Annotated in this window: 11 protein-coding genes and 4 pseudogenes; 9 read left to right on the top strand and 6 right to left on the bottom strand. The window is 62.5% G+C overall.

Going from position 1 to position 19,272, the window contains the following annotated elements; translation table 11 throughout:
- Positions 1-349: 349 nt before the first annotated feature.
- Positions 350-2,464, bottom strand: a complete 2,115-nt coding sequence (locus tag THL1_RS06130; protein WP_083245832.1) for a putative bifunctional diguanylate cyclase/phosphodiesterase — start codon at positions 2,462-2,464, stop codon at positions 350-352.
- A gap of 313 nt (positions 2,465-2,777) precedes the next feature.
- Between THL1_RS06130 and THL1_RS06125 the strand changes: the two genes are divergently transcribed.
- The 4 genes from THL1_RS06125 (at position 2,778) to THL1_RS06110 (ending at position 10,468) form a co-directional block, all read left to right on the top strand.
- A complete protein-coding gene (locus tag THL1_RS06125) occupies positions 2,778-3,635 on the top strand; it encodes a phosphate/phosphite/phosphonate ABC transporter substrate-binding protein (protein WP_069082425.1) in 858 nt (285 codons plus the stop codon).
- Positions 3,632-6,238, top strand: coding sequence for a response regulator (locus tag THL1_RS06120; RefSeq protein WP_069082424.1), 2,607 nt, complete (start codon positions 3,632-3,634; stop codon positions 6,236-6,238). The genes THL1_RS06125 and THL1_RS06120 overlap by 4 nt, the downstream gene beginning before the upstream one ends.
- Positions 6,239-6,250: 12 nt before the next feature.
- Positions 6,251-7,696, top strand: a complete 1,446-nt coding sequence (locus tag THL1_RS06115; protein WP_069082423.1) for a sigma-54-dependent transcriptional regulator — start codon at positions 6,251-6,253, stop codon at positions 7,694-7,696.
- A gap of 240 nt (positions 7,697-7,936) precedes the next feature.
- Positions 7,937-10,468, top strand: coding sequence for a response regulator (locus THL1_RS06110; RefSeq protein WP_069082422.1), 2,532 nt, complete (start codon positions 7,937-7,939; stop codon positions 10,466-10,468).
- Here the strand turns inward: THL1_RS06110 and THL1_RS29525 are convergent.
- Positions 10,410-10,843 (bottom strand): annotated as a pseudogene (locus tag THL1_RS29525) (transposase); the annotation flags it as partial. The gene THL1_RS06110 and the pseudogene THL1_RS29525 overlap by 59 nt on opposite strands.
- A 949-nt stretch (positions 10,844-11,792) precedes the next feature.
- On the opposite strand from THL1_RS29525, the pseudogene parA reads away from it, so the two are divergent.
- The 4 genes and pseudogenes from parA to THL1_RS30540 form a co-directional block, all read left to right on the top strand.
- Positions 11,793-12,436, top strand: a pseudogene (gene parA, locus THL1_RS06105) (ParA family partition ATPase).
- Positions 12,433-12,675 carry a hypothetical protein gene (locus THL1_RS06100; protein WP_069082421.1) on the top strand — a complete coding sequence of 81 codons (243 nt, stop codon included), beginning with the start codon at positions 12,433-12,435 and terminating at the stop codon, positions 12,673-12,675. The pseudogene parA and the gene THL1_RS06100 overlap by 4 nt, the downstream one beginning before the upstream one ends.
- Positions 12,672-13,132 (top strand): annotated as a pseudogene (locus tag THL1_RS06095) (S26 family signal peptidase). Before THL1_RS06100 ends, THL1_RS06095 begins: the two are co-directional and overlap by 4 nt.
- Positions 13,133-13,521: 389 nt before the next feature.
- Positions 13,522-13,626 (top strand): annotated as a pseudogene (locus tag THL1_RS30540) (Fic family protein); the annotation flags it as partial.
- A gap of 103 nt (positions 13,627-13,729) precedes the next feature.
- Here THL1_RS30540 and THL1_RS06090 read toward each other — a convergent pair.
- The 3 genes from THL1_RS06090 to THL1_RS06080 form a co-directional block, all read right to left on the bottom strand.
- Entirely contained in the window at positions 13,730-14,284 is a 555-nt protein-coding gene (locus tag THL1_RS06090) for a hypothetical protein (RefSeq protein WP_177343816.1), read from the bottom strand.
- A 19-nt stretch (positions 14,285-14,303) separates the two neighbouring features.
- The gene (locus tag THL1_RS06085; protein WP_069082420.1) at positions 14,304-16,322 is read right to left on the bottom strand and encodes a hypothetical protein; all 2,019 of its coding nucleotides are present in this window, start codon (positions 16,320-16,322) and stop codon (positions 14,304-14,306) included.
- Positions 16,323-16,649: 327 nt separating this feature from the next.
- Positions 16,650-17,927: a DUF5623 domain-containing protein gene (locus THL1_RS06080; RefSeq protein WP_069082419.1), complete on the bottom strand. Its 1,278-nt coding sequence runs from the start codon at positions 17,925-17,927 to the stop codon at positions 16,650-16,652.
- Positions 17,928-18,346: 419 nt separating this feature from the next.
- On the opposite strand from THL1_RS06080, the gene THL1_RS06075 reads away from it, so the two are divergent.
- Positions 18,347-18,730 (top strand): helix-turn-helix transcriptional regulator, encoded by a 384-nt coding sequence (locus THL1_RS06075; RefSeq protein ID WP_069082418.1) that lies wholly within the window; start codon positions 18,347-18,349, stop codon positions 18,728-18,730.
- A 14-nt stretch (positions 18,731-18,744) separates the two neighbouring features.
- On the opposite strand, the gene THL1_RS06070 is transcribed toward THL1_RS06075, so the two are convergent.
- Complete coding sequence (locus THL1_RS06070; protein WP_069082417.1) at positions 18,745-19,269, bottom strand: helix-turn-helix transcriptional regulator; 525 nt, start codon at positions 19,267-19,269, stop codon at positions 18,745-18,747.
- Between the last annotated feature and the right edge of the window lie 3 nt (positions 19,270-19,272).

The following is a 19,272-nucleotide window of genomic DNA, read 5'->3' as shown; positions in this document are numbered from 1 at the left end:
GACAGCTCTCAGGGGCTAGCTAGCCCGAGGCCCTTGCCTCGGTGCGCGCCCCCTGTTCGCTCATACTGTTCGTCCCGCCCAGCTCATCCCCCGCACTCCGTCACTACCTCATGGCCTTCAGGTCTCCGCCGCGTGCCGGGCATCTCGATGCCGCCGGACAGGGGAGGACTTGCCGGCAGGCAGGCGTAAGGAGGACAAGGCATAGGGAGAGCGGTGTAGAATCGGATGGATTGTGCGAGGAACCAGGGGTTGCCGACTGGCAGCAAACTCGACAGCCGTTCAAGCAGGGTTGCGAAGGGGATTGTCAGGGGCCGCCCTCGGGTGCGGCGCGCCCGCACTGGGCGACTTCTTAAGAGGCCAGTTGCGGCTGCAGAAACTGCCGCTCGATATCGCCCGCGCTCATCGGCCGGCCGGTCAGGTAGCCCTGGATCAGGTGGCAGCCGCGCGCGCGCAGATAGTGCAGCTGGCTTTCGGTCTCGATGCCTTCGGCCACCAGGGTCAGGTTCAAGGCCTGGCCCAGGGCGATGATGGTGTCGACGATGCTGTAGGCCCGCTGCTCATCGGCGATCTCGCTGACGAAGGCGCGGTCGATCTTCAGGATGTCGATGGGAAAGGTCTTGAGCATGCTCAGCGACGAGTGACCGGTGCCGAAGTCGTCGATGGCGATGCGCACCCCGCGCGCCCTGATCCGCTCCAACAACCCCAGCACATGGTCCTGCTCCACCAGGACGCTCTCGGTGATCTCCAACTCGATCGCGTCCTCCGGCACATCGCAGCGCTCCAGCAGGCGGAACAGCTGCCGATCGACCTGGCGCTGGTTGAGCTGGTGCCCCGAGACATTGACGGCAATCGACACCTCGGTGTGTCCCGCCAGGCGCCACTGGTGAATCTGCTGGCAAGCCCGCTCCAGCACGAACTCGCCCAGCGGCAGGATCAGACCGCTCTCCTCGGCCAGGGGAATGAACTCCGCCGGCGAGATGACGCCGAGCTCCGGATGGCTCCAGCGGCACAGAGCTTCCAGGCTCTTGAGCCGGCCATTGTGGGCGCAGACCTTGGGCTGGTAGACCAGTTCCAGTTCACCCTGGGCCAGCGCCCGACGCAAAGAGGACTCCAGCAGCAGGCTGCGCTGGCTCTCGCGCTGCAACGCCGGGGAGTACAGCAGCGGCTCGCTCGACTGCTGCTGGCAGGCTTTCTGCGCCGCCAGCCCGCTCATCTTGAACAGTTCATCGACGTTGCCGCTCGCCACCTCGGTGGTGGCGATACCCACGCGCAGGGGTAGGCGGAACTCGTACTGCTCGACCTGGATAGGCTGATCGACCGCCTGGCTCACCCGCCACACCAGAGCGTCCAAGGTCTCGCCCTCGTTGCCGAGCAGTAGATGAAAGTCCGCCTCGCCGGTGCGGGCGATGATGGGCAGGTTGCCGGCGCCGCTGGAGTCGAACTGGCGACGCGCACCGCTAGCCTCGACCAGGGTGTTGGCCAGCACACGGATGAGCTGATCGGCGGCCTTGCTGCCGACGCTGCTGCTGACGCTCGGGTAGCTGGCGAAGCTCAGTTGCAGCATGCACAGGGCCTGGTCAGGTGCGGCGTCCAGCTGGCGCTGGGCCATCTGTAGGAAACAGGCGCGGTTGGCCAGGCCGGTCTGGCCGTCGGTCAGCGACAGCTGTTCGATGCGGCGCTGCTGGCGTACCTGGCGGCTGACGTCGCGCAGGATGCACATCACATCGTTGGCGGCGCTGGCGACGAAGCGCACCTCGTAGACGCTCTCCTCGGCCTCCGGCCAGGCGATCTGAATCGCCGTGGTCTCGCCCTGCAGGGCCCGCTGCAGGGCCTGGGTGGGATCGAACTGGGGAACACCGGAGAAGATCTCGCGGATGCCGCTGCCGATCGCCGAACGCATTCTCAGCAGGCTCGGACAGGCTTCCGGAAATTTCGAGGCCAGCAAGATGCCCTCGGCATCGAAGCGCAGAATGGTATCGGGGATCGCGTGCAGCAGGGCATTCTGGCTGGCGCGCTGGCTGTCCAGCTCGGCGTGGTTGCGCTGGGCCTGGACGATATGCCGCACGCGCTTGGCCAGCACCGTGGCGCTCAGCGGCTTGGTGACATAGTCGATGGCGCCGACCTGGGTGGCGCGGCGGATCGACTCCTGATCCTCCATGCCGGTGAGCATCACCACCGGCGTCGCGCCATGGCCGGGCAACTGCTTGAGCCGCTCGCAGGCGGCGAAGCCGTCCATGCCTGGCATGCGCACATCCATCAGCACGATGTCGAAGACCTTCCCACTGGCCAGCTCCAGGGCCTGCTGGCCGCTGGCCGCCTCGCTGATCCGCAGGCCCTCGTTGGACAGGGCCAGCTGCAGGTGCAGGCGGATCAGCGCGTCGTCATCGACCACCAGCACCGACAGCGGTTGCTCCGCGCCCGGCGTCGGGCGTAGTGACCTGGTTCCTGCATCCGACTCGGTCATGGTCCTTCTCCCCTTCGTTAGCCGTACACCGTCAGGGGGCCAGCGAGAAGCGTGCCAGGGCCTCCCTTGGCAATGCAGAGGCCCGGCCTGGCCAAGGTGCTTGCCGAAATAGCGAAATGCCTCGGCCGAGACTTTTGCAAAATGGGTCTAGAGTGATGGGGTGGCCTCGCAAAATGCAAAGCAGAATGCAAATGGAGTCGGCCCGATGCGGAGTTTTCCGTGGATAGCGTGGCGTTTTGCGGCTGGTCCTGAATTTGCTTTGTACCTTTCGACACCGGCAGCCCGAGTCCCGATCATGCGCCAGCCAAGACCGATGCACCGCCTTCCACTCCGGCTTCTTGCCGCGCCGCTGCTCGCGCTGGGCCTGGCCCAGGGCAGCCACGCTCAGGTACTGACCCTGGGCGTTGTGCCGCAGCAGCCGGCGGCCAAGCTGTATTCGCTGTGGCAACCGCTGATCGAGCAGGTGCGCAGCGACAGCGGGATAGAGCTGGTGTTCAAGACCGCCGTGGATATCCCAGCCTTCGAAGACGGCCTGCGCCGCGGCGACTACGACCTGGCCTACATGAACCCCTACCACTACGCGGTATTCAGCCGTAGCAGTGGCTACAACGCCCTGGTGGCGCAGGCGCCGGGACGGCTCAAGGGGTTGATCGTGGTGCGCCGCGACAGCCGTTTCAAGCGCCTCGAGGACCTGGCCGGCCAGCGCCTGGTGTTCCCGTCGCCGGCGGCCTTCGCCGCCTCCCTGATCACCCGCCGGGAGCTGGCGGCCCGAGGCATCCCGGTCGAGGTGCGGTTCGTGCGCAGTCACGACTCGGTGTACTTCAATGTACAACGCGGCTTCGCCGCGGCCGGCGGCGGGGTGTGGCGCACGCTCAAGAGCACCACACCCGAGGCGCGCGAGGCGCTGCGGGTGCTGTGGCAGTCGCCGGGCTATCCGCCGCACCCCATCGCCGCGCATCCGCGGGTGCCGCTCGCGTTGCAGGGTCGGGTGCAGCAGGCGCTGATCCGCCTCGCCGACTCCGAGCGCGGGCGCAAATTGCTGGAAAGGCTCAGGTTCCAGGCCTTCGCCGCGACCGTCGATGCAGACTACGCTGAAGTCGCCGCATTGGACTGGCAGGGCATTCCAGGCACGCTCGAGCCGAGCGAAGAGGCAGAGGCGCATACGCCATGATTTCCTTCCGGCTGAAAGTCATCCTGGGGATCGCCCTGGTCGAGACCCTGATCCTGATCGGTCTGGTCTGGACCAGCCTGTACTTTCTGCGGGTGTCCAACGAGCAGTCCTTCACCGAGCGCTTCGACGCCGAGGCGGAGGAGCTGGCAGTGCTGGTGCGCGACGCTGTAGTGTCCTCGGACCTGGCTGCGTTGGAAGCGGTTGCCGAGAGTGTGATGGCCAACCGTGACAGCCTGTACCTGCGCATCCGTGACAATCAGCGGATACTGGTCGACCGCGGCTCTAGCCCGTCGCACATGCGTAGCCTGGAGCCCGACATCTCGGTGGCGACAGTAGCCGATGGTGTATTCGATGCGCAAAAAGTGATCTACGTCGACGAGTTCCCGGTCGGCCACCTTGAGCTGGGCATGGCCACCACGGGATTCGAGCGGCTGTTCGGCCAGGCCCGTGACCGGCTGATCGTGATCGCCGTGCTGGCGCTGCTGCTGGTGATAGCGACTTCATGGCTGATCGGCGTGCTGCTGACCCGGGACCTGCGCAGCCTGCGCGACGGCCTCAACCGGATCGAGCACGGGCATACCGACGCGCCGCTCGGGGCGGTCACCAGCAGAGAGTTCCACGACCTGGCCCAGGCCTTCAATCGCATGTCCCGGGCGCTGGCACAGCGCGAGGCGGAGCGCCAGCAGGCCGAGCAGGGCCTGCTGCAGGCCAAGGAGGCGGCGGAGAAGGCCAGCCAGGCCAAGTCCGACTTCCTCGCCCACGTCACCCACGAAATACGCTCGCCGCTCAACGCCATGATGGGTTGTGTCGATCTGCTGGCCGAGAGTGAGCTGAACGACAGCCAGCAGCTGTACATCGAGTCGGCGCAGCAGTCGGCCAGCGTGCTGCTGGCGCTGATCAACAATATCCTCGATTTCGCCCGCATTGAGTCCGAGGCGCTGGAGCTGGTCAGCGCGCCCTTCGACCTGGTGGAGCTGTGCGAATCGACCTTGGCGGTCAAGGCACTGGCGCTCAGCGACCGGCCTATCGATCTGGCCCTGCTCTACGAACCGGCCCTGCCGCGTCGCTGCCTGGGCGACGAGGCACGCCTGCGCCAGGTGCTGCTGAACCTGATCGACAATGCCATCAAGTTCACCCGCGAGGGCGGGGTCATCCTGCAGTTGCAGTTGGCCGAGCGTCAGGACGACCGCTTCATCCTGGAGTGTTCGGTTCGCGATACCGGCATCGGCATTCCCGAGGTCAAGCAGGCGGCAATCTTCGAGGCCTTCACCCAGGTCGACAGCACCGACGCGACCCTGCACGGCGGCGCCGGACTGGGATTATCGATCTGCAGCCGCCTGGTCGAGGCCATGGGAGGCGCGATTTGCCTCGACAGCACCCTCGGACAGGGCTCGCGCTTCAGCTTCCGTGTGCCACTGGGCATAGTCGAGGCCGGGCCTGCGCCGCAAGCGGCGACGGGCACGGCCAGGGCGGTGTCGCCGAACCCGGTACTGGCCGACACGCTGGTGCGCCAGCTGGGCCTGCTCGGCCTGACGGCGCAAGGTGCCGCGGGGGTGGCGGACGCGCTGGGCCAGGCAGATGCCGTAGGCTGGTTGTTCCTCGATGCCGCCGAGCCGCTGGACGCGGCGGCCCGGCGCCAGCTCGAGCGCTTTCGTCAGGGCGGCGGCCGCCTGGTGCTGATGGCGGACCGCAAACGCCTGGCCACCGCGGTCGAGGCCCAGGACGGCGACTGGAGCAAGGTGATCGAGAAACCGGTGAACTATTCGCGGCTGTTGCAGCTGTTCGCGCTGGCCCCTGCGCCTTCACTCCCGGCCACCAGTGCGGCGGAGCCGGCGCCGCGCCGGCACGGGCGGATTCTGCTGGCCGAGGACAGCCCGGCCAACCAGTTGGTGGCGGTCACCCAACTGGAACAGGCCGGTTATCAGGTCGTGGTCGCCGAAAACGGTCATGAAGTGCTGACCCTGCTGGAGCAGACTTGTTTCGACCTGATTCTGATGGATGTGCGCATGCCGTCCATGGACGGTCTTGAGGCGACCCGCCGCATCCGCGAGGGGCAGTCGCCCTATGCTGCCATCCCGATAGTCGCCCTGACCGCCAATGCCAGGCGCGAAGACTCCCAGCGCTGCCTGGCGGTGGGCATGAACGGCTTCGTCGGCAAACCCTTCACCCGCGAAACTCTGCTCCAGGCCATCGACAACTGCCTGGAGCATGTTCCTCTCCCACACACAGAGGTAGACACCATGGCTGGATTGAAACTGATGGACGAGGCTATTCTCACGCGCCTGGCCGCAGAGACCTCTGAGGCGATGCTAGAGCGGATGATCGGCCTGTTCGTCAACGAGGCCCAGCGGCGCATGGACGCCATCCACGCGCATCTGGCCCAGTCGAATTGCCACGGTGTGGAGGACGAAGCGCACACCCTCAAGAGCAATGCCGCCACTTTCGGCGCCAGCCAGCTCTCGGCGCTGGCCCGGGAGATCGAGTCGGCCTGCAAACGCATGGACCGGGAACGGGTCTCGCAATTACTGCCAGAAACCAGTGACATTCTGGACGCTACCCTGACGGCTTATCGCCAACGCTTCAATATCAGTCAGCCGGCCTAAGGGAGAACCGCGATGCGCGAGAGTGGAGTGAACGCCTCGGTGCTGTTGGTCGAAGACAGCCTGCCCCTGGCCATCCTGTACCGCGAATACCTCGAGACCCAAGGCCATCGGGTGGTGCATGCGGCGAACGGTACCGACGCACTCCTGGCGCTGGGCAAGGAATGCTTTCATCTGGTGCTTCTGGATCTCAGCTTGCCCGACATGCACGGCTTCGAGGTTCTGCGCTACATCAACGAGAAGGCCATCGACGTGGAGGTGGTGGTGGTCACCGCCAGCGACTCGGCCAGCGTCGCCATGGAAGCGGTGAGCCTGGGCGCGGTGGACTTCCTGACCAAGCCCATAGACGCCAGTCGCCTGCTAGTTACCGTCAACAATGTGCTCAAGCAGCATCGCCTCGAGGACATGCTCGACAGCTACCAGCAACGCTACGAGCGCGACCATTTCGAGGGGCTGGTCGGCGCCTCGCCGGTGATGCAGGGGGTCTACCGGATCATCGAGAGCGCGGCATCCAGCCGGGCCAGCATCTTCATCACTGGCGAGAGCGGCACCGGCAAGGAGCTGTGCGCCGAGGCCGTGCATCGCCTCAGCGACAGGGCCGGCCAGGCCTTCCTGACCATCAACTGCGCCGCCATTCCCCGCGATCTGATGGAGAGCGAGATCTTCGGCCATGTGAAGGGCGCGTTCACCGGTGCCCATAGCGAGCGCGACGGCGCGGCCACCCTGGCCGACGGCGGCACGCTGTTCCTCGACGAACTCTGCGAGATGGACCTGGAGCTGCAGAGCAAGCTGCTGCGCTTCATCCAGTCCGGCACATTCCAGAAGGTCGGCTCCAGCGTCAGCCAGCAGGTCGATATCCGCTTCGTCTGCGCGACCAATCGCGATCCTTTGGAGGAGGTGCGTGCCGGGCGTTTCCGCGAGGACCTGTACTACCGGCTGCATGTGATTCCGCTGCGTCTGCCGCCGCTGCGCGAGCGCGACGGCGACTGCCTGTTGATCGCCCGCAAGCTGCTGCAGGACATCTGTGTGCGAGAGAACAAGACGTTCCAGGGCTTCTCCAAGGAAGTGGAGGCGATCATGCGCACCTACCCCTGGCCCGGCAATGTGCGCGAGCTGGAGAACGTCATCATGAACATGGTGGTGCTCGGCAAGGGCGAGCAGCTCACCACCGAGATGTTGCCCGAGTCGCTGCACGCCTTCCTGCAGAAGGGCGTGGTGAATGCCCAGGAGCCGAGCACTGCGATAACGGCCAGAGGACGTCCGGCTATAACTAAGCAACCGCGGGACGATCAGGAAATACTCCCCTTGTGGCTGGAGGAGAAGCGCATCATCGAGCGCGCCATCGCCCTCTGCGGGGGCAATCTGCCGAAGGCGGCAGCCCTGCTGGAGGTCAGTGCCTCGACCCTGTACCGCAAACGCCAGACCTGGGAGAAGGTGGCGGTCGATGAGGCGCTTGGCTAAATGCTCGTCAATTTGCTTTGCATTTTGCGAAGCGAATTGACCGCGCCTGGCCCGGGGAGGTCGAGAAGGCCAGGCGAAATCGCCGCCGACCATTCGAGAAAATCGAATAAATATATATATTTCAGTCACTTAAAGTTTTCGCTCGACGACTTAGGGGCGCTGCCACTCTGCCGCACGAGGCGTCACAGAACTGGCCTGCGTTTTGCGATGTACCTCTGCATGACAGAGGAAACCACGCCCATGACCAGCACCGCCAGTGATCCCTTGGCCACTCCGCCGGCCCAAGCGCCCCAGCGCCGCTGGTGGCAGCAGTGGCTGGTCGCCGTCTGCCTGGCGGCGCTGCTCGGGGCGGCCAACCTGGTTGCCCTACATGCCTACTTTCAGGAAGACGCCCGCGCCAGCCGCCTGGCCGAGGAGCAGGCGGTGCTGCAGCAACTGTCGATCGTACGCGCCCAGCTGGAGTCCTACCTCAATGGCGATCTGTACCAAGTGAAGGGGTTGATCGGCCTGCCGATGGCCAACCCGGATATCGACGAGCGCCTGTTCGCGCGTATCGCCGCGGAGCTGGCCGGCAACGATCAGCACATCAAGAGCCTTCAGTTGGCGCCCGACGGCATCGTCACCCATGTCTGGCCGTACGAGAGCAACAAGGGTGCCATCGGCCATGACCTGCTGGGCGACGCGACCCGCCGCGAGGCCGCACAACGGGCAATCGACACACGGCAGCTGTGGGTGGCCGGGCCGGTCAAGCTGATCCAGGGGGGGACGGCGATCATCGGCCGCTACCCGATCTTCGTCAACGACGACGCCGGAGCGAGCGTTCCGGAGCGATTCTGGGGCTTCGCCACGGTGCTGATCGACTGGCATTCGATAGTCGAGCGGGCGCGCCAGGCGGCGGGCGACGCCGGCGACATCGAGATCGCCATTCGCGGCAAGGACGGCCTGGGGGCCGACGGCGAGCAACTGTATGGCCAGCCCGAGGTGTTCACCAATGCCCCGATAACCATGGACGTGGTGCTGCCCGGCGGCGTCTGGCAGCTGGCCGGAGTGCCGGCTTCGGGTTGGTTGGTCGCGGGGAGTCACCGGCTGGAGCTGCGTGTGCTGTTCTATGCCCTGGCGTTGCTTCTGGCGGGCGGCTTCTATGCGTTGTTGCGCCTGCCGGCGCGCTTGCGGCGCATGGTGGACGAGGCCACCGACAACCTGCGCTGCAGCGAGAACCGCCTGGTCGATGCCATCGAGGCCATTCCCGATGCCTTCGCAATCTTCGACGCCGAGGACCGGCTGGCGCTGTGCAACGCCAACTTCCGCCGTACCTACCCGCTCAGTGCGCCGGCCATCCGCGCCGGCAACTCGGCCAGCAATATCATCCAGTACGGCATCGAGCAGGGCCAGTTCGCCGCCGTCGAGGGCGCGAAGGACATGGCCGGGCAGCTCGGGATCAAGCTGGACCAGCATGTGCGTGGCGAATCCTATGAGGAGCAGTTGAGCGATGGCCGGGTGCTGCGCGTCATCCAGCGGCGCATGCGCGACGGCGGCCTGGCCGGTATCCGCGTCGACATCAGCGACCTCAAGGCCAAGCAGCGCGAGCTCGCCGAGGCCAAGCGGCGCGCGGACGCCTCCAACGAGGCGAAGAGCGCCTTCCTGGCCACGGTCAGCCATGAGCTGCGCACGCCGCTCAACGTGGTGATCGGCATCCTCTCCGCTTTCGAGTCGAGCCCCCGTCTCTCGTTCGAGGAGCGGGGACGGTTGTCGGTGGCCAACCGTTCCGGCAAGCACCTGCTGTCGCTGGTCAACGAGATTCTCGACCTGGCCCGCATCGAATCCGGCCAGCTGGAGCTGGAGGTCGCTCCGTTCCGCGTGCTCGACCTGGTGAAGCCGGTGCTCAACTACGCCGAGTCCAGCTGCGAGCGCAAGGGTCTGGCCTTCGACTACCAGGCCGGCGCTGGGCTGCCGCTGCAGTGCCTGGGCGATGCCGTGCGCCTGCGGCAGATACTCTTTAACCTGCTGTCGAATGCGGTGAAGTTCACTGCGGCTGGCTTGGTTCGCCTGTCCGTCGTTGCCGCGCCGGCGGCAGAGGGGCGGCTGCCTCTGCGCTTCTGCGTCGACGACTCTGGGCCGGGTATCGAGCCGGCCCGGCGCGGCCAGCTGTTCGAGGCCTTCGCCCAGGGCGACGATTCCCTCACCCGCGAGCATAATGGGGTCGGCCTGGGACTGGCGATTTCCCGCCGCCTGGCGCGGATGATGGGCGGCGATATCGAGATCGACGACTCGCCGCTAGGCGGCGCGCGCTTTATCGTCACTCTGCCCTTGGACTGCGCGGACGCCGATCCTGTCGAGTCGCAGGACAGCACGTCGGCAACGTACGAACAGGCGAGCCGGCGCATCCTGGTGGTGGATGACTCGCCGAGCAACCAACTGGTGATCGAGTGCTTGCTCGAAGGCCTGGGGCACGAACTGCACTATGCCGACAGTGGTGCACAGGCCATCGAGCTGGTCCAGCAGCGACCGTTCGACCTGATCCTGATGGACATCTCCATGCCGCAGATGACCGGGGTGGAGGCGACCCGGCACATCCGCACCCTGCTGGGAGAGCGTTGCCCCAGGGTGGTGGCGGTCACCGCGCACACCATGGAGGGGGACAGGGAGCGTTATCTGGCCGATGGACTTGACGGTTTTATCGCCAAGCCGATCGACAAGCCGGAACTGCTGCAGGCTATCGCCGAATGTCGGCCATCAGCGCACTATTGCCCAGCAGGTTCAGCGCTCGTTTGAAGTTGTAGGCGAGCACATGCAGGCTCATCTCCGTGCTCACCCGCTCGAGCGTTCGGGTGAGGGAATGGTGGCGTCCATCCAGGCCTTCTGCGTGCCGAATGAGGCCCCCACTGTCTGGCGGCGGATACGCATCATCTTCGGTGTCTGGTCCAATCGCCTTGAGCCCGCCTCATGCTCCCAGCGGCTCACCCGTCGCTCTGTGCTGGGTGTGCAGCGCTCCTTCAACGCACAGCCCTGGCAATGCGAACGCCAGTAACGATGCTGCTTTAGCCCTTTCTCGACGGGTGAGAAAAGCAAGATCAGGCTTTGCCCGGCAGGACAACGGTACTCGTTCTTGGCTGCGTCATAGATGAAATCTCCTTTGCCAAAGCGGCCATGTACATCGACTACCGCGCCATGGCTCGTGACATGGAGTACGGCGGTGACCTGTTCACCCTGGAGAACGATTTCGAGCAGTTGCACGTGTCCTGGAATCGCTAGACCGAGCGGAAGGCACCGGGGCAACCCGGTGCCTTTTTTCCCCTGCCCTGCCGGCCGCGCGCCGCACCCGCAAGGCTGATGCTCGCGCGCGCGCACCCGGCGATCAGCCTGGAGCAACCGCGTTGTGCTGCCAGTTGCTTGAGACCGTTACGGCCTTACGGTTTTGCCCCAATCCGTCGATACGTATCCACGGATCTACGGAAACCCACCGATGCGGTTGTCCGGTTTGCAGAAAGCCGTAGAACCGCACCTTCGGGGACTGCAGCCACACACGCCATATGCCGCCCGTTGGGCGAGACTGCGAGACGCGAGCTCGCACACGAGCAGGCCAGGGTCTACCAGTCAGGCCCGCCTGTTCACCCTTAAGCCACGCTCAACGACAGCAGCCAGAAACGCCTCCAGAGGCCCTTAGAACGCTCCAGCCGCGTTACCCCATCTTTGCGCCCCAAGTCGCCTGAAGCGCCTCAACGCGCTCCTGGACCGTTTCCGGCAAACACGCACAGGCCCGGAGGGCGATCATCGGCGCTAACCCCAGCCTAGGAAACCGCTGAAACATCGCAGCTCATGCCCCAGGCGACCGGATCTCCAGCGCGTGCCGTAGACGGCACGGGGATAACTTGCGGACAAGCTGTGAATGCAGTCGTGCTATCAGGCGCAACAGGGGTCGTGCTATGAGGCGCATCCCCATCGTGCTATCAGGCGCACGAAATTCTCTGCAGGCCAAGGCTGACGGGGCTTTCAGCTCCCCTTAACTTAACTAACTTAAAAGCTCTAACTTGTTATTGGGGTAGCGCCTGTTTGTGGACAAGTGCTGATCGGGGTGTTTTTGCCGGGGAAGCAGCCCATGATCGTCGCCCTGCTCAACCAGAAAGGTGGGGTGGGCAAGACCACCCTCTGCACACATATCACCAGCGAACTGGCCCTGCGAGGGCAGAACGTCACCCTGCTCGATGCCTACCCGCAAAGCTCGGCACTGGACTGGACTGGACACAGCGGCGCAGCCAGCAGGGCTTACCCAGGCTATTCAGCGCTGTAGGCCTGGCACGCGAGACGCCGCACCAGGAAGCGCCTGAGCTGGCTCGTGGAGCCGATCACGTGATCATCGACGGGCCACCGCGCATCGCCGCCCTCGCCCGCTCGGCGTTGCTGGCGGCAGATCGCGTGCTGGTTCCTGTCCAGCCCAGCCCCTAAGACCTGTGGGCCAGCGCGGAGATGGTCAACCTGATCCGCGGAGCGCAGGTGTTCAGGCCCACGCTGCGCGCGGCGTTTGCCATCAACCGCCGCGTCAGCACTACGGTGATCGGTTGGGAAGCACGCAGCGCCTTGGCCGACCAACCGCTACCGGCGCTGCAGGCCGAAGTACGCCAGCGCATCGTCTTCGCCGAGAGCATGGCGACCGGTCGTCTGGCACGCGAGCTGGCACCGGACAGCGCCCCCGCACGCAAGGTCAGCAGCCTGGTGGACGGGTTGCTGAGGTGGTCGCCATGAGTGGCAAGCGCATCGGTATCGGTGCACGCCCGCTTACCGATCCGCAGGCCGAAGCCTGGATACTCCAGGGCGCCGTCGTCGACCACGGCAAGGCCGAGCGCTACAGCGCCCGGCTGACGCTGGACGTGACGCCAGCGCTGCACACGCGGATCAAGCTGGCGACCTTCGACCGCGGCGTGACCATGGCGGAGATGCTGCGCGAAGTGCTGGAGCGGCAGTTTCCGGAGGCTACGCCATGACGTTGTGTGCTCGCGGAGCGCACTGGCCACTGGGAGTGCTCGCCTGCAGCTTATTTGCCCTGGGTTGGGCAGCGATTGCGACGTCGCCACCGCGGCTGATCTACAACGTCTCCGACAGCGTGCCCGTCGGTTGGTACCGCATTTTACCGGCCAACTCGTTGGCGTCTGGAGACCTGGCGCTGGTTCGCCTGCCACCGGAGGCTAGGTCGCTGGCGGCGCAGCGCGGCTAACTGCCGACGAACGTGCCGCCGTTGAAGACCGTGGCGACGATGGCGCCACAACAGGTGTCCATACGGGGCAGCCAGGTGCGCATCGATGACGTCCTTGTTGCCAAGCGCCTCAGGGTCTCGCGCTACCAGCCTGGCAGGCGTCGTTCGACAGCCGCTACTTCGGCCCTGTATCTGCCGACGCGGTGATCGGTCGGGTGCAGCCCTTGTGGCTGGAGTCGTGTCGATGAGCTGGCCGTTTCACTGTCGATCCGCCTGCCGACTCCATGCACGCGACGTGCGCAGTGGCGGGCCACCTGGTTGCGGATACTTCTGCCCTCGCCTGCCGACCAAGGGCTGTGGAAATCGTCGTCCCGCCTCTCCTGATTACCCAACTCAGCAGCGTAAAGGCACAGAAAAAGCGGAGGGCAAGATAAAAGGTGGCGGCACTTCGTTGGCCCGAAAAGCAGTCTGTACGGGGGTTGGAGACGGCACTCAATGCATGCATAGGCGTGCCTTGCACAGCGCAAACGCCCGCCATTTCTGGCTTTGGCGCGTGCCTAACACTCCTCATTGCGATCAGTTTGGAACAGACATTACCCCGGCCAGCCCGGCTTTAGAATTAGACCGTGGGCCGAATAACCGCCTGCTCGATGGCGGCGAAAGGAGTTTCGAGGACGGTATCAGCGCGGTTCAATACCAATCCGTAGCCAAGGTTTCTAAAGCAACCGCACCCCGTCACCTGCTCGCCCAACCATCAAGCAGCTCTGCTCAAGAAAGAAAATGGATTACAGCCCGATACCTCACCTTGGTGGTCGACCTTGATACCCAGGCCAAGGCACTGCGGGCTAGTCACCCTCGCTAATGAAGTTCAGCCGATTGACCATCCAAGGCAGGGCCGGTTGGCGCCGAACCCGGCGATACTTCCCCCTGGCGAAGTAGTAGGTATCGAGGGACTCAAAGCAACGTTTTCGCCCCGCTACTGTGTAGGTGATCATGAACGCAAGCAGTGGCTTCACACGTTGGCTCCATTCACTCTCGATCACTGACAAGGTCTTCTGGAGGGTATCCAGCCTGGTGTATCCGATGAAGGTCTGGAAAACCGCTTGGTCAGCACGATCCGTTAGCTTCTTGAATTCGTTGATGCCACTGTGCGCCTGCACCCACTCCCACTCAACAAATGTCAGGTACTCACCGCCTGGATAGCGGAGGACGGCGTCAGTTCGCCCGCCGAACTCAAAGAGCGCTCTAGCGCCCAGAAGGGTCGCGCATTGCCTGACTACAAGACCTAGGTGGATCGTCCAGTCGGACCGACTGGCTATAGGTTCGTCAATGGATACCGGAAAATCCCGGTACCAGAGACAATTGAACAGGGCGATGAAGTCCCTTTCGATCCGCTTCATTCTTCAGCTCCCTAAATCCTCAATACGGCCTGAGATCCTCGATCCCATCGGACCACATATCCCAGCTAGTAACGACTTTGGCCAGCTCGATCATCTGCTCGATGTCGACGCCCCGCCTCATCGCCTCTACCACCTGCTGGTCGAGCCAGTGAGTATTTAGTTTGGGAAGCCTTTTCCGGAGTACACCCGCCAAGTAGGCCCTGCGGGGCTGCAGGGTCCCCTGAAGCTCGACCAGCTTCATCGAGAGGGCATCAAAGGCGTTTTCAGCCTGGCTGTCGAAACCGGAACTTGTCATTAACGCCTCAATCCCCCGCAGAACGCCGGCCGCACCATATCGCTTCGCCAGCTTCTGCATGCGATCCTCACCCACCTTAGTTAGGTATCGAGGCTTGATCAGTTTGTTGTAAGCCACTATCGACACATCATGGGACACGGCTGGAGACACCAGATCCGGTACAGCACCGGCAATTCGGGTCAGTGCTAGTTGCAGGTAAGGCAACTGAGCTGGCTCCAGGCTGGCCAGGCTACCTTCAAGAACAGCCAAAGCATTGCGCACGTCGTCCGGCAAATACATGCCGGCGAGGTTCTGTGAAAGGGTCGGATGAACAGGAACACCCCAACCCTCAAGGCGCCGCTCTAGAGCTTCCCGCTCCACCGACTCGATCGCTTGAAGGACGACCTTTAGCGCCGGGATGAAGCGATCCCAGGACCAGTCATCACCGCCAAAGTAGAATTCTTCATCGGGAGACATCCGACCAGCATCAACCAGGAACCGTGCAAATACCTGCGGGTCCAGAACCTCGAAGGCAGCGCTAGGCAGCTCTAAATAGCTGTCATAGGATGGATTCTCTTCGAAGAGCTCAGCCAGCTCTTTCACAACATCAGCAGGCAAATCGATACAAACAAAAGGCAGAAAGGTCAGTAGAAGCTTCTTGCGGCCAGCGCCGGCTGGCAGCCACTCGATCAGTTGATCAGCAAAGCTCGCCTCCCAGAAATACATGCTGCCCCAACAGCCATTTATGAAATGCCCCGTCTCATGGTCTAAGCCTAAGTACCGGAACAGGGGTTCAGCCACGCAATAGGACCTGCACAAAGAATCATAGGATTTGTCGGTGGCGAGAAAGTCCGCAGCCAGGAGCACTGCGCTGGAATCCTTATCGTGCAATGCCATTAACAATTTCACTTCTGGCCGGTTGAGACTCCGCTGTTTCAACTCTGCTGGGAGACAATCCAGAAGCATGGGCGATGTGGTGTAGATCGCCGCATTGGACACGGTTTCCTCAAGATGCGGATCCGTTGCATAGCGCCTGCAAAGGTTATCCACGACTGATCGCATGACATCCGGATCGCCCAGTTCATAAGCAACTATGAACGGGAGAGCCAGCAAGGGACTGGTATCAAGCTGAATCCCGCTCAGCCGTTCTTTCATTTCGGCCTTTATGGCCGCGGCGGCAACCGCATCGTTGCGCGAGCGGTAGTAGTCCTGCAGCAGTGGGTACAGCCTCAAAGGCGAGGCATGCAACGAATCAAGAGCCTCTAGGTCAGCACATGCCGATTCAAAGAGATCGTTTTCCCCCACGCCCAGCCCTCGTGGGCTCATTCGCTGGAATAGGTAGGCACAACCCACAATCGTCATCACCAGTTCTTGACGAGCGAGACTGCATTCCTTGGCACGCAGGTAAATAGCAACCAAGGCCTTGTTCGTTTCAGGGGTTCGATTACCTGCCAGTACAGCTTGACTAACACCTAACAAGTGCAGATGAAGGCCATTGGGGGAAGCCTCTTCAATCCCCTGCCCCATCAGGTCCATGGTAAGAGAGTCGCCCGAACTGAGTATGCAATACGCCAGCTTCTCCCGCCGCGCGGGACTATCAACCTCTAGGGTCGAGTAGATCTCCCTGGCCTCAGCCCAACGCCGAGACACAAACAGGCGATCAGCGTCGGCCTCTGCTCCATCACCCGTTATGAGGATTGGAGTGCCAACCGCCCTGATGGCGTCGAAATAGCTTAGCGGGGAAGAGATTTGCTGCTGAGTCATACCATTTGAGCTCACGTAAGGGGCATTCCAGGGCGCAGAGAATGGAATGCTGTATCAGACCGGAGCCAACTATTACCACAAAGCGCCAAGCACCTAGCATGCAGGGGATCCATCGAAGTCTTTAGTCAGCAGCATTCTTATAGCTCCGGATGGGGCACCAACCCAGCCAAACACTTCACTCCTCCGCCCCAGGTAGACGGGAGTTGCGCTGAGCCATCTCGAACAAAGCACTCATGCCGGCAACGGTTAGCCTCTCATCGGCTAGACGGAATGCAATCCAGGCCTGACATTGTGATGTAGGCCCGGCTGATGCAGGTGGTCTCGATGCTACTTGCTAGCTCTCGCAATGACTTCTTTCAACGCGCCATCAATGAGAACGAGTAAATCGCGCCGGGGCTTGCACTCCTGATATCCATTCAGAATACCAATGCGCACAGCCGTAATGGCATCTACAGCCTCCTGATGCGTCTGGCACTCTTCGACCCCCGCGACGTAGTAGAGCGTCTCCTCAATCTCACGGGTGATATTCCCTTTGTGCTCTGCGTAAGCCCAGTCTTCTAGAAGTGAGCGAGCATTGTTGAGCCTGTCGTAGACCCTGCCAGTAATGCCTGCTTTCTTGACCGAGCTACTGCAGAGCTTCTGAAAAATCGGTCCGATCGTAGAGTGAACTTCCAGCGGCATGGGCCGGGCTGGGCGCCAAAGAGAAGGCACACCAGGTGCGCCACCGTAAGGAGTCGCTCCATTACGGTCACCGTATGCCGGGAACGGCCTGGACTTCCTCTTTTTGCCGCTGACGGCCCGGGTGGGGCTGATGAACTGGCTGAAGTAGTTATCTGAATGAAGCTTGCGAGGCAGAAGATTATTTTCAGTGAAATCCATCAGTTGGTGCTGCAGTCTCTCGAGCAATGCTGAGCTCTGAGAGATGAGATAAGGGATGGACTGACCAGGATAATAAAGCCCCGGCCAAGCCGGCTGAACCACCTTAAGATTGTGTTCAACAAACCAGTCCGTACGCGCCTGGCTGGAGCGATGTAAGTAAGGCTCGTCTAGGACAACCCACTCAGTGGATTGCGGATCAATCCACCATGACGCATGGTCAGCACCGGGCAAGCGGTGCATTAATTCCATTTTCTCGAAATGCGGCTTCAGATGGGCCGGAATCAATCCGGTGGTCTGGAGAAAGCTGAGGGTGTCTGCAGCGCGATGGAGCTCTTCGACAGCCCTTTCCTTGCTGCCAGTATCCTGAATTCGCTCAAGGTGATCTGCAGCCTCAAGCTTAAATCCTTTCAGGTTACGACAGTAATGCACCTGGCGAGAGGTCACGAGGTCAGTCAGCGGCTTGGACAGAACCACCTGCATCGTTTCACGCCCAGCATTCACGGGCGTACTTTGACGGTCCCGCCAGTAAGCGCTGATGTAGACGACGTAGCTGAGCGATGAGGTCTGAGCAATAGCCCGTTTGGCATGAATGAAGTTTTGGAAGCCCGCCTTTTGAGCCGCCTCTTCAAGTGCCTGAGTATGAGGAATACCGAATTCGCGCTTGATTGCTTTAGCAAGGCGCTTGATACCGTCTACGGTAGACGGAGGGGTGACGATGGTAACCATGAAATTCTCCCGGCCTTTGTCGCAGCGTCACCCGTCTCCGCAAGCCTAAGACCGAAGATTTCATAGTCGGTCATGCTTCTACAAGGCAGTGCCGTTTCCAGCTTTAAAGACGGGTGTCATACGCCTGCCGGGGCGCCTAAATATCCTAGCAACATGAAAAGGTACGGCTCAAGCCCTTTTTTAAACGACCAAGTAGACCCGCCAAACTGGCCGAAGTTGGCTGCCAGGCAGTTTTCTCAAAGGGCAAGCCGTACTTATGCGGGCTAATGACCTCTGGGCCAAAGTTCGCAACGCGCCCCCCAGAACGGAGCGGGAGCTACAACACTGCCTGGGCCGGAAGCAGCCCATACACCAGGCTACGCCACAGCAAGTTGCCTCACCTGGTATTGAAACCCACTATCTCCCCGTGGAGCGTAATCATGGAGATAGAGATGGATACTTCTTCGCGTACTACCGAGGCTCTCGATACCGCCTCTGACCATTCCCTCCCCTTACCGGGCACGGAAGACTACGAGTCGCTTCCGCAGTTCCCGAAGGGCAGTCCCCTGCCCTTCCGGCGCACAATTCGCAAGCATGAGCTGAGACAGATCGTCCCCCTGGCTGAATCCACGATCTACGAAATGGAACGTCGCGGTGAGTTCCCCCGGCGCTTCAACCTGACAACGCGTTGTGTGGTCTGGGATCTGGCCGAGGTGGAGGCCTGGATCGAGGAACGCAAGCGGGCGCCTCGGGGCAATATCAGCAAGCCGGATGTTTATCTAAGGAAAACCCGCCCAGTCCGGGCGGGCTCAAACCAAGCATGAAGTCGGCGCCGACCTCATCCGACAAGGGCTTGCAGTTCCTTGAAGGCCGGGCGAGTGAGCCGTCGTTCTTCCTTGGCCAGGTTGACCTGCAGGGCTACCTGAGCCACATCCAAGACACCGCTAGGCAGCAAATAGCTACCTTTGGCCTGCAGCCAGGTCAGCACGTCCGCCAGGTGCCAGATCGACGCACTGCCCTCATGCACCGGCGTAGGGAAGCTGCTCGGATAAGCTAACATCAGCTTGCGCATATTCTGGCGCGACACGCCGACGATCTCCGCCACATCGGTGAGACCGACCAAATCCGGTGCCACCTCGATCAGCCTTGCCGACGGTACGGCACTCCGCACGTCGGCAAGGGCACTGCGTACAGCAGCCTCAGCGCTCTCCGCTTCACGGGTGAACTCCAGCGCCAGCCGGCCTGGCTGGCCAATGCCGATCAGGGCATCGTCGCAGCCGGCCTCGCCGAGGCGCTCTACCAACGCTTCCGGGTCACGGTCATCGTCGGTCAGTTGGTATTTCAGGGTGAAGATATATTCCATAGC

The sequence above is a fragment of the Pseudomonas sp. TCU-HL1 genome, assembly GCF_001708505.1.
Taxonomy (GTDB): domain Bacteria; phylum Pseudomonadota; class Gammaproteobacteria; order Pseudomonadales; family Pseudomonadaceae; genus Metapseudomonas.
This window is presented reverse-complemented; position numbering and strand designations above follow the sequence as displayed.

What these genes read in the sequence shown, in the direction of transcription:
- THL1_RS06100 (WP_069082421.1), top strand. Translation starts at nt 12,433, where the DNA reads ATGAGTGGCAAGCGCATCGGTATCGGTGCACGCCCGCTTACCGATCCG.
- THL1_RS06070 (WP_069082417.1), bottom strand. Translation starts at nt 19,269, where the DNA reads ATGGAATATATCTTCACCCTGAAATACCAACTGACCGACGATGACCGT.
- THL1_RS06110 (WP_069082422.1), top strand. Translation starts at nt 7,937, where the DNA reads ATGACCAGCACCGCCAGTGATCCCTTGGCCACTCCGCCGGCCCAAGCG.
- THL1_RS06130 (WP_083245832.1), bottom strand. Translation starts at nt 2,464, where the DNA reads ATGACCGAGTCGGATGCAGGAACCAGGTCACTACGCCCGACGCCGGGC.
- THL1_RS06090 (WP_177343816.1), bottom strand. Translation starts at nt 14,284, where the DNA reads ATGAAGCGGATCGAAAGGGACTTCATCGCCCTGTTCAATTGTCTCTGG.
- THL1_RS06085 (WP_069082420.1), bottom strand. Translation starts at nt 16,322, where the DNA reads ATGACTCAGCAGCAAATCTCTTCCCCGCTAAGCTATTTCGACGCCATC.
- THL1_RS06080 (WP_069082419.1), bottom strand. Translation starts at nt 17,927, where the DNA reads ATGGTTACCATCGTCACCCCTCCGTCTACCGTAGACGGTATCAAGCGC.
- THL1_RS06120 (WP_069082424.1), top strand. Translation starts at nt 3,632, where the DNA reads ATGATTTCCTTCCGGCTGAAAGTCATCCTGGGGATCGCCCTGGTCGAG.
- THL1_RS06075 (WP_069082418.1), top strand. Translation starts at nt 18,347, where the DNA reads ATGGAGATAGAGATGGATACTTCTTCGCGTACTACCGAGGCTCTCGAT.
- THL1_RS06115 (WP_069082423.1), top strand. Translation starts at nt 6,251, where the DNA reads ATGCGCGAGAGTGGAGTGAACGCCTCGGTGCTGTTGGTCGAAGACAGC.
- THL1_RS06125 (WP_069082425.1), top strand. Translation starts at nt 2,778, where the DNA reads ATGCACCGCCTTCCACTCCGGCTTCTTGCCGCGCCGCTGCTCGCGCTG.